Here is an 8,174-nt window from a genome sequence, read left to right as displayed (position 1 = left end):
CACCCCCCCCGCGCCGCCCCCACCCGACCCGCCCCCCCGGTGGGGCCTCCCCCCGGGGCGCAACCCCACTGGGGTCGTCTACTACCCCTCCAGGGGTAGTAGACGACCACAGTCATGTCGAAAGTCGGGACGGCGACCGGCGACAGGTCCGGACTTCGGACGGTCAGCGCCCGGAGCCGTCGGCAGCGGCGCGCAGCGCCGAGGCGCTGAGGATCTGGTGGATGCTGTGCAGTTGCTCGTTGAGCCGGTGCAGTTGCTCGGCCTGGGCCAGGGCGGCGTACGCCTGACCGAGCGAGATCTGCTGCTCCACGGTGAGGTTCTCCTGGTCGACGCCGTAGAGCAGGTCGACGGTCTCGGCGATGGTGTCGGCCACTTTCTTCTCCTCGGACGGCTATGGAAGCGCTCCCATCAGCGTACCCAGGCGCGCCTGAATTCATGTGAATGAATCAGTCGGATTCCTTGGAGAGGTTCGCCAGCACCACGTCCAGCACCTTCACCGCCTCCGCCTTGGCCAGCGGGTTGTTGCCGTTGCCGCACTTCGGCGACTGCACACAGGATGGGCAACCGGACTCGCAGCCGCACTCGCTGATCGCGTCCCGCGTCGCCCGCAACCACTCGGTGGCCGCGTGATAGGCCCGCTCGGCGAAACCCGCCCCGCCCGGATGCCCGTCGTAGACGAAGACCGTCGGTGCACCGGTGTCCGGGTGGATCCCGGTCGAGAGCCCGCCGATGTCCCACCGGTCACAGGTCGCGATCAGTGGCAGCAGGCCGATCGCGGCGTGCTCGGCCGCGTGCAGGGCACCAGGTACGTCAGCCACCTCCACCCCGGCTCCCACCAGCGCGTTCAGTGACACGGTGAACCAGACCGCGACCGTACGCAGCTCTCGTGCCGGCAGATCCAGCGGCCGGGTGTCGATCACCTCGCCGGTGGCGAGACGCCGCCGCTGGTACGACACCACCTGGCTGGTCACGTCGACCTCACCGAGGAAGAGCCCGACCGGCCCGGCGTCGCGATAGGAGCGGACCGACACCACCCCCAGCGAGGTGACGTCACGGGCGTGGGTGGACCAGTCCGGCTCCTCGGCGTGCACCAGCGCGCAGGCGTCCGCCAGGTCCAGGTCGTCGACCACGTACGAGACGCCCTGGTGCAGGTAGACCGCCCCGGTGTGCAGCATGAAGTGGGACGAGCCCGGGTCGACGGTGCCGAGCAGCCGGCCGGTGGCCGACTCGACCACCGCGATCGGCGTACCGCCGGTGCCGCGCAGGTCGACGTCCGGCCGCCCGGTGTGCCGCCAGTACCAACCCGTCGGGCGTCGCCGCAACGCACCCGCCTCGACCAGGGCGTCCACCGCCTCCGCCGCACCCCGTCCGAACAGTGGCAGGTCGGCCTCGGTGAGCGGGGCCTCGGCGGCGGCACAGCACAACTGTGGGCCGAGCACGTACGGGTTGGCCGGGTCGAGCACGGTCGCCTCGACCGGCCGCCCGAACAGCGCCTCCGGATGGTGCACCAGGTAGGTGTCGAGCGGGTCGTCCCGGGCCACCAGCACGGCGAGCGCCTCGCCGCCGGAACGTCCCGCCCGCCCGGCCTGCTGCCAGAGCGAGGCCCGGGTTCCCGGCCAGCCGCAGATCAGCACCGCGTCCAGCCCGACCAGGTCGACCCCGAGTTCCAGCGCGTTGGTCGAGGCGAGTCCGAGTAGATCCCCGTGCAGCAGCGCACGTTCCAGTTTGCGCCGGTCCTCGCGCAGGTAGCCGGCCCGGTAGGCGGCGACCCGCTTGCCGAGGCCGGGCACGGCCTCGTCCAGCGACCGCCGGGCACTGCTCGCCACCACCTCGGCGCCGCGCCGGGAACGGACGAAGGCGAGGGTACGCACCCCGGCGGAGACGGTGTCGCTGAGCAGGTCGGCGGTCTCCCGTAGTGCGGAGCGGCGGACGGGTTCCGCCTCGGTGGCGTCGACCGCGTCCGGCGGTGGCGGGAGCAGCGGCGGCTCCCAGAGGGCGAAGGTCACCCCGCCTCGGGGCGACGTGTCCTCGGTGACGGCCGTCACCGGCAAGCCGGTCAGCCGTTCGGCGGCGGTCGCGGGGTCTCCCGAGGTCGCCGAGGCCAGGACGAACACCGGCGACTGCGGCACCCCGGCGACGGTGCGGCCGTACCGGGCGGTCTGCCGCCGCAGTCGGCGCAGTACGTGCGACACGTGCGAGCCGAAGACGCCCCGGTACGTGTGGCACTCGTCGACCACCACGAAGGCGAGCCGGCGCAGGAACGTCGCCCAGTTCGCGTGTCCGGGCAGGATGCCGTGGTGCAGCATGTCCGGGTTGGTCAGGACGAACCGGGAGTGCTTACGGATCCACTCCCGTTCGGCGCGCGGGGTGTCGCCGTCGTAGCTGGCCGGGCGTACGCCGTCGAGGTCCAGGGCGGCGACGGCGCGCAACTGGTCGGCGGCGAGCGCCTTGGTCGGGGCCAGGTAGAGCACCGTCGCGCGGGGGTCGGTGAGCAGGGTGGCCAGCGCCGGCAACTGGTACGCCAGCGACTTGCCCGACCCGGTGCCGGTAGCGACGATCACGTGCTGGCCGCCGTACGCCAGGTCAGCCGCCTCGGCCTGGTGCTGCCACGGTGCGACCACGCCTCGCCCGACGAGCGCCGCCCGCAGTGGCTCGGGCACCCAGCCGGGCCACGGCACCGCCTGCCCGGCACTGGCCGGCACCCGTTCGACATGGGTGACCGGGTCGTGCCGGGTACGGGCGCGCAGCCGGTGCAGCAGCTCGGCCGGAGTCGGCGTCGGCCCACCGAGGGGTCCGGGCTGCTCGGCCTCGGCCGATACTGTGGCTGAGGTGGTCACGCCCTGCACTCTTGCACCGACCAGCCGAAATCGGAAAGTCGGGGGCGCCGGAGCGGGGGTCCCGGCAGCCGGAGTCGGGTCAGGTGGAGGGCGCGGGTCAGGTCAGGTGGAGGGCGCGGGTCAGGTAGGCGACGCTTCGGCTCGGTGCGGCGCCGGGCGGACGATGGTTAGATGCCCATGAGCATTCCTGGCGGGAACTTTCCAGTCGGGCCGGCATCAGCCGGAGAGGTAGTCGAGGAGGATCGATGGAGCTGTCGCTGACGACCCGCACCATCGCCGAGCACGCGGTGCTGGAGGTCGGTGGCGAGGTGGACGTCTACACCGCCCCCCGGCTCCGCGAACGGCTGGTCGAGATGATCGACGGTGGTGCCCGCCGGGTCGTGGTGGATCTGGGCCGGGTGGACTTCCTCGACTCCACGGGTCTCGGTGTGCTGGTCGGTGCGCACAAGCGGCTGCGCGTGATCGGTGGCACCTTCGGCCTGGTCTGTGACAAGGAGCCACTGCTCAAGATTTTCCGGATCACCGCGCTCGACCAGGTGTTCCCGCTCTACCCCTCGATCGAAGCGGCGACCGCGCCGGGCGCGGCGAACCCCAGCGCCTGATGTCGACCGTCCGGTTGTCCTTCTCCCCGGCGCCGGTGCATGTCCGCACCGCGCGCCTGGTCGGGGTCGCCGTGGCCCGGCGGGCCGGCGTCGCCGAGGAGTTGCTCGACGAGGTGCGGCTGGCCATCGGTGAGGCGTGCACCCGGGCGGTGGCCCTGCACCGTCAGTACGGCCTGACCGACCTGGTGCAGGTGGAGATGTCCGACGGTGGCACCTACACGGTCCGGGTGACCGACCGGGCGCCGATCGAGGCCGGGCTGGGCCTGGCTGCGCTCCCTCCGGACGAGTTGGCCGACGAGTCGTTGACCGACGAGGCGCTCACCGTAGGCGTGGGCTTCGCCCTGCTCGCCGGATTTGTCGAAGATCTTCAGGTGCGTCCCGTGGACGAGGGAATCGGCACCGAGGTCCGCATGGTCTGGCCCGTCGGCCGCTGACCGTCCGTGTGCGGCCGGACGTGCGTCCGGCTGACCGTCCGTGTGCGGCCGGACGTGCGTCCGGCTGACCGTCCGTGTGCGGCCGGACGTGCGTCCGGCTGACCGTCGCGTGGCCGCTGTGATCCTCCATAACAGATCAACTCCAGTAACACAGCGACGAAGATCATTGCGACACGGCGGGCTGTAACTGTGACCTCCGACACTGTGGGCGGCTAGAGTACCCGGGGTTATCAGCAAGTGCCCTGGTCTCGCGCTCGCGTGACCGGGTGATCACCGCTGAGCTGAAGCCTTGGCCCGGCGGAGACGCTTGCGAACCGTCGCTCCACGCGTGGAGACGCCGTGCCGGTTCGTCCGCCGGCCGGCGCGAGTGTTGGGTACAGGAGGACATAGATGTCCACGACCTTCGCCGCCGAAAGCGGCGGGTTGTCCCTCAGCGGTGCGAACCTGTCGTACGTCATCATCGCCGCGGTCATCGCGTTGGTGGCGCTCGGCTTTGCCGCCACCTTGACCAAAGCGGTCCTGGCGACCGGTAGGGGCACCCCAAACATGCAGGAGATCGCGGCAGCGGTCCAGGAGGGCGCCTCGGCGTACCTCTTCCGGCAGTTCAGGACCCTCGCCGTCTTCGTCGTACTCGCGGTGGTCCTGCTCTTCCTGCTGCCGGTGCACCAGACCGACGGCAGCGAGACCCTGGTGAAGATCGGCCGCTCGGCCTTCTTCGTCGTCGGCGCCGTGTTCAGTGCGTTCATCGGTGGCGCCGGCATGGCGCTGGCCACCCGCGCCAACCTGCGGGTGGCCGCCGCCGCCCGGGAACATCAGGGCGGCCGGGAAAAGGCCATGCAGATCGCCTTCCGGACCGGTGGCGTGGTCGGGTTCCTCACCGTCGGCCTCGGCCTGTTCGGCGCGGCAATGGTCGTCGTGCTCTTCCGGGCCGACGCGCCGACCGTGCTGGAGGGCTTCGGCTTCGGCGCGGCCCTGCTGGCCATGTTCATGCGGGTCGGCGGCGGCATCTTCACCAAGGCCGCCGACGTCGGCGCCGACCTGGTCGGCAAGGTCGAGCAGGGCATCCCGGAGGATGACCCGCGTAACGCGGCGACCATCGCCGACAACGTCGGGGACAACGTCGGCGACTGCGCGGGCATGGCCGCCGACCTGTTCGAGTCGTACGCGGTGACGCTGGTCGCCGCACTGATCCTCGGTCGGGCCGCGTTCGGTGAGACCGGGCTGGTCTTCCCACTGATCGTCTCCACCATCGGGGTCATCGTGGCGATCGTCGGGGTCTTCATCACCCGGCTCCGCGCCTCGGACCGGTCCGGGCTGACCGCCATCAACCGTGCGTTCTACGCCTCGGCGGTGCTCTCGGCCATCCTGGTCGCGGCGATGTCCTTCGTGTACCTCAAGCCGACCTGGAGCGAACTGCTCGGCGACGGCTGGCGTACGCGGCTCGGTGTGGAGGGTGACCTGCCGCTCGGGCCGCAGTGGTTCGCCATCGGCGCGGTTGCCATCGGCATCGTGCTCGCCGCCGCGATCCAGGCGCTGACCGGCTACTTCACGGAGACCAACAAGCGGCCGGTGCAGGACATCGGCAAGAGCTCCCTGACCGGACCGGCGACCGTCGTCCTCGCCGGCATCAGCATCGGGCTGGAGTCGGCCGTCTACTCCGCGCTGCTCATCGCCGGTGGGGTCTTCGGCGCGTTCCTGCTCGGTGGCACCTCGATCACGCTCTCCCTGTTCGCCGTGGCGCTCGCCGGTACCGGTCTGCTCACCACGGTCGGCGTGATCGTGGCGATGGACACCTTCGGCCCGATCTCCGACAACGCCCAGGGGATCGCCGAGATGTCCGGCGACATCGACGAGCAGGGTGGCCGTACCCTCACCGAGTTGGACGCGGTCGGCAACACCACCAAGGCGATCACCAAGGGGATCGCGATCGCCACGGCGGTGCTCGCCGCGACCGCGCTCTTCGGGTCGTACACCGACACGCTCCGGGCGGCGTACGCCGACGCCGGGGTGGGCGACGTGGCCGGCGAGATCCTTGCCGCGCTCAACGTGGCGAACCCGCGCAACCTGGTGGGCCTGATCATCGGTGCGGCGGTGGTCTTCCTCTTCTCCGGGCTGGCCATCAACGCGGTGTCCCGTTCGGCCGGTGCGGTGGTGCTGGAGGTACGCCGCCAGTTCCGCGACCTGCCCGGCATCATGGACCGGACCCAGCGCCCCGAGTACGGCAAGGTGGTCGACATCTGCACCCGGGACGCCCAGCGGGAGCTGGTCACTCCGGGCCTGCTGGCGGTCCTGGCCCCGATCGCGGTCGGTTTCGGCCTCGGCCCGGGCGCGTTGGCGTCGTACCTGGCGGGTGCGATCGGCGCCGGTACCCTGATGGCGGTCTTCCTGGCCAACTCCGGCGGTGCCTGGGACAACGCCAAGAAGCTGGTCGAGGACGGTGCGCACGGCGGCAAGGGCTCCAGCGCGCACGAGGCGACCATCATCGGTGACACCGTCGGTGACCCGTTCAAGGACACCGCGGGTCCGGCGATCAACCCGCTGATCAAGGTGATGAACCTGGTCTCGCTGCTGATCGCACCGGCTGTGGTCGCGTGGAGCGTGGGTGGTGACCGGAACACCCCGTTGCGGATCACGGTCGCGCTGGTCGCCGTTGTGATCGTGGTGGCCGCGGTGATCTACAGCAAGCGCAAGCCGGTCGCCATGTCGGATGACGACTCCGGCCCCGGTGCCAGCTCCGAGCCCCGCCCGGAGAGCATCACCGCCTGACCGCCCCTGCGCGCGAAGGAAAGGAAGGGGCCCTTGTTAACGCTATGCGTTAACAAGGGCCCCTTCCTTTCGGGGGTACGGCTGTGCCAGCGTGCTGTCCCTCTCAACCCGTACGCTGCAACGCATGCGTACGCCCCGCGCGCCGGCCGCCGGGATTCTCCCCGTGGTCCTGTGCACCCTCGTGATGGTGGTAGGTGGATGTGGTGGGGGGCCGCCCGCGCCGGCCTGGGCCGCCTCGGTCTGCGACGCGTTGGGCCCGTGGCGCGTCGAGATCGATACGTTGACCAGCAGCGCGCAGCAGCAGATGACGGCGCAGACCACGCCGGCGCAGGCGAAGGAGAACCTGGTCCGGATGATGGCCGGCGCGGAGCGGGCGAGCGAGGCGGCGCGGCAGGCGGTGGTCGAGGCGGGCGTACCCGACGTGTCGAGCGGTGAGGTGGTCTCGGAGGGCTTCGTCACGTCGTTGACCCAGGTCCGGGACGCGTACGGCCGGGCCAAGCGGTCGATCGAGGCCCTGGACACCGGCCAGTCCGGGCCGTTCTACGACGGGGTCAAGGCTGCGGTCGACACCCTGAACAAGGAGTACGACGCCAGCGAGCTGGACACCAGCAAGCTCAATTCGCCCGAGTTGAAGCGGGCCTTCGACGAGGTCCCGGAGTGTCTCTGACCACGCCTTCGGCGGATCCGCCACCGGTGCCGCCACTCGCGGCACCGGCAACGGAGCCTGTGGAGACGGGGCCGGTGCCAACCGGGTCGGAGGAGACGGGGGAGACGGTGCCGCCGGCCGGGGTCGCCCCGGTCCGGCAGTTGTCGCTCTTCGGGGTGGAGGCGACCGAGCCGTCGCCGGCCGACCTCACCGGCCTGCTCGTGGGGCCGGGGCAGGTGGTCCGCATGGGTGGCACGGCCAGGGTCTCGGTGGTGGTCGACTCCGCGTGGCGGGTGCACGTACTCGTGGCGGAGCTCGCGGCACGTGGTCTTCCGGTGAGTTGGGAGGGGACCGAGGACCAGCGGCACGAGGTGCGGACGGCGTACGCGACGACGCTCGCCCCACTCAGCCGGAGCTGGTTGCGTGGTGGGGCGAAGCGTCCGCCGGCCGGGTTGTACCTGAACGGTCGACGGTTGCGGCTCTGGGTGGCCGCCGCGGGCAGCCCGGAGTCGGCCGGTTTTCTGTTCCGGCTCGGCGACGCCGAGGAGAGCTGTTGGGAGCCGGTGGGTGCCGCGCTCGCCGCGCTGGGGCTGCCGGCCGTACTGTTGCCCCCACGGGCGGGCGGCCCGGCGTACCGGATCACCGGCCGGCGGCGGATGGCCCGGCTGACGGAGCTGGTGGGTGAGCGGCCGGCGGCGGCCCCCGCAACGAGTTGGCCGATTTCGGGTGGTTAACCCATTTGCTCCTAATTCATGCGTTTCATCCATTTCCAAGCCTGAATCAGGCACAATCCGGTCGACTGTCCGATAGCGGACAGGGAACCGGAGATATGGGAGATAATCGTCCCACAGCGAGGCGTGGGAGAAAGATCGTCGCCGCCGATGGATCC

At 70.9% G+C, this 8,174-nt stretch carries 7 protein-coding genes; 5 read left to right on the top strand and 2 right to left on the bottom strand.

Features of this window, described 5'->3' with window-relative positions:
- Positions 1–163: 163 nt before the first annotated feature.
- A complete protein-coding gene (locus ACIBF5_RS29890; protein WP_396816275.1) occupies positions 164–373 on the bottom strand; it encodes a hypothetical protein in 210 nt (69 codons plus the stop codon).
- A 73-nt stretch (positions 374–446) separates the two neighbouring features.
- Complete coding sequence (locus tag ACIBF5_RS29885) at positions 447–2,837, bottom strand: DEAD/DEAH box helicase (protein ID WP_396816274.1); 2,391 nt, start codon at positions 2,835–2,837, stop codon at positions 447–449.
- 245 nt (positions 2,838–3,082) lie between these two features.
- On the opposite strand from ACIBF5_RS29885, the gene ACIBF5_RS29880 reads away from it, so the two are divergent.
- The 5 genes from ACIBF5_RS29880 (at position 3,083) to ACIBF5_RS29860 (ending at position 8,019) form a co-directional block, all read left to right on the top strand.
- Positions 3,083–3,439, top strand: coding sequence for an STAS domain-containing protein (locus ACIBF5_RS29880; protein WP_396816273.1), 357 nt, complete (start codon positions 3,083–3,085; stop codon positions 3,437–3,439).
- Positions 3,436–3,873: an ATP-binding protein gene (locus ACIBF5_RS29875; protein WP_396816286.1), complete on the top strand. Its 438-nt coding sequence runs from the start codon at positions 3,436–3,438 to the stop codon at positions 3,871–3,873. Before ACIBF5_RS29880 ends, ACIBF5_RS29875 begins: the two co-directional genes overlap by 4 nt.
- Before the next feature lie 390 nt (positions 3,874–4,263).
- The gene (locus ACIBF5_RS29870; RefSeq protein ID WP_396816272.1) at positions 4,264–6,639 is read left to right on the top strand and encodes a sodium-translocating pyrophosphatase; all 2,376 of its coding nucleotides are present in this window, start codon (positions 4,264–4,266) and stop codon (positions 6,637–6,639) included.
- Positions 6,640–6,763: 124 nt separating this feature from the next.
- A complete protein-coding gene (locus tag ACIBF5_RS29865) occupies positions 6,764–7,306 on the top strand; it encodes a hypothetical protein (protein ID WP_396816271.1) in 543 nt (180 codons plus the stop codon).
- Entirely contained in the window at positions 7,297–8,019 is a 723-nt protein-coding gene (locus tag ACIBF5_RS29860; RefSeq protein WP_396816270.1) for a hypothetical protein, read from the top strand. Before ACIBF5_RS29865 ends, ACIBF5_RS29860 begins: the two co-directional genes overlap by 10 nt.
- Positions 8,020–8,174: the final 155 nt, after the last annotated feature.

Source organism: Micromonospora sp. NPDC050417, assembly GCF_044458865.1.
Taxonomy (GTDB): domain Bacteria; phylum Actinomycetota; class Actinomycetes; order Mycobacteriales; family Micromonosporaceae; genus Micromonospora_G.
This window is presented reverse-complemented; position numbering and strand designations above follow the sequence as displayed.

Coding starts and splice junctions, on each gene's coding strand:
- ACIBF5_RS29880 (WP_396816273.1), top strand. CDS start 3,083: ATGGAGCTGTCGCTGACGACCCGCACCATCGCCGAGCACGCGGTGCTG.
- ACIBF5_RS29870 (WP_396816272.1), top strand. CDS start 4,264: ATGTCCACGACCTTCGCCGCCGAAAGCGGCGGGTTGTCCCTCAGCGGT.
- ACIBF5_RS29865 (WP_396816271.1), top strand. CDS start 6,764: ATGCGTACGCCCCGCGCGCCGGCCGCCGGGATTCTCCCCGTGGTCCTG.